General features: G+C 68.5%; 2 protein-coding genes. Both read left to right on the forward strand.

Annotated features, from left to right (window positions below):
- Positions 1-792, forward strand: a 792-nt coding sequence (locus FNH05_RS37360) for a S1C family serine protease (protein ID WP_144593536.1), incomplete at its 5' end; no start/stop codon positions are given.
- A gap of 103 nt (positions 793-895) precedes the next feature.
- On the forward strand, positions 896-1,378 hold a 483-nt coding region (gene orn / locus FNH05_RS37365; protein ID WP_144593537.1), incomplete at its 3' end, for an oligoribonuclease.

The following is a 1,378-nucleotide window of genomic DNA, read 5'->3' on the forward strand; positions in this document are numbered from 1 at the left end:
GCCCTCATCGCCTCGACCGCCGTCGCCGCCGCCCTCGTCGGAGGCGTCGGCGGTGCCGCACTGGTCGGCCTCGAAGGCAACCATTCCACCGGCACCACGGCTTCGACCACCTCGGCACAGAGCGTGTCCGCCACGACGAACGGCGACGTCAGCTCCGTCGCCGAAAAAGTGCTCCCCAGCGTGGTGCAGGTCAACGTGACCACCCGCCAGGGCAAAGCCATCGGCTCCGGGATCATCCTCAGCCCCGACGGCAAGATCCTGACGAACGCGCACGTGGTCTCGGGAGCCACGGCCGTCACCATCGCCCTGTCCGACGGCACGAAATACCAGGCAGCCGTGGTCGGCGCGGACACGAAGGCCGACATCGCCGTACTGCAGGCCAACGGTGCGAGCGGACTCACCGCGGCCACCCTCGGCGACTCCAGCCGGCTCAAGGTGGGCGACCAGGTCGTGGCCATCGGCTCCCCCGGCGGCCTGCAGAACACCGTCACCTCCGGCATCGTCAGCGCACTCAACCGGAAACTGTCCGACATCGGCACCGGCGAACCCAACCCGTACAACCAGACCGCCAACCGCGCCACCGACTCGCCCAGCTACACCGCCATCCAGACCGACGCGGCCATCAACCAGGGCAACTCCGGCGGCCCGCTGGTCACCATGACGGGCCAGGTCATCGGCATCAACTCCGCGCTGTACAACCCGTCATCCACCTCGGCCGGGTCCGTCGGCATCGGATTCGCCATCCCCGTCAACGACGCGAAGACCATCATCGACCAGATCGAGAACGGCTGAGCAACCCGGGCGCGACCGGGGAAAACGGAACGGGCCGTGGTCGGGGCGGCCCGTTCCGCTGTGTCGGACGGACACCCGGATGCGGGCGCGTTAGGGTTTTCCGGTGACCGACCGTCTTGTCTGGATCGACTGCGAGATGACGGGGCTCGACCTCGCCAAGGACGCACTCATCGAAATCGCCGCCCTCGTGACCGACGCGGAACTCAACATCCTCGGCGAAGGCCTCGACCTCGTCATCCACGCCGACGACGAAACCCTCGCCAACATGCCCGACGTCGTCCGCGACATGCACGCCCGCTCCGGGCTCACCGAAGAAGCACGACGCTCCACGGTCACCCTCGAACAAGCCGAGCGGCAGGTCCTCGACTACGTCCGCGAACACGTCCCCGACCCCAACAGCGCCCCCCTCGCAGGCAACTCCATCGCCACCGACCGCGGCTTCATCGCCCGCGACATGCCCGCGCTCGACGCCCACCTGCACTACCGCATGGTCGACGTCTCCTCCGTCAAGGAACTCGTCCGGCGCTGGTACCCGCGCGTCTACTACGCCAAGCCCGAGAAGGGCCTCGCCCACCGCGCCCTCGCC

The organism is Amycolatopsis rhizosphaerae (assembly GCF_007713715.1).
GTDB lineage: Bacteria > Actinomycetota > Actinomycetes > Mycobacteriales > Pseudonocardiaceae > Amycolatopsis_E > Amycolatopsis_E rhizosphaerae.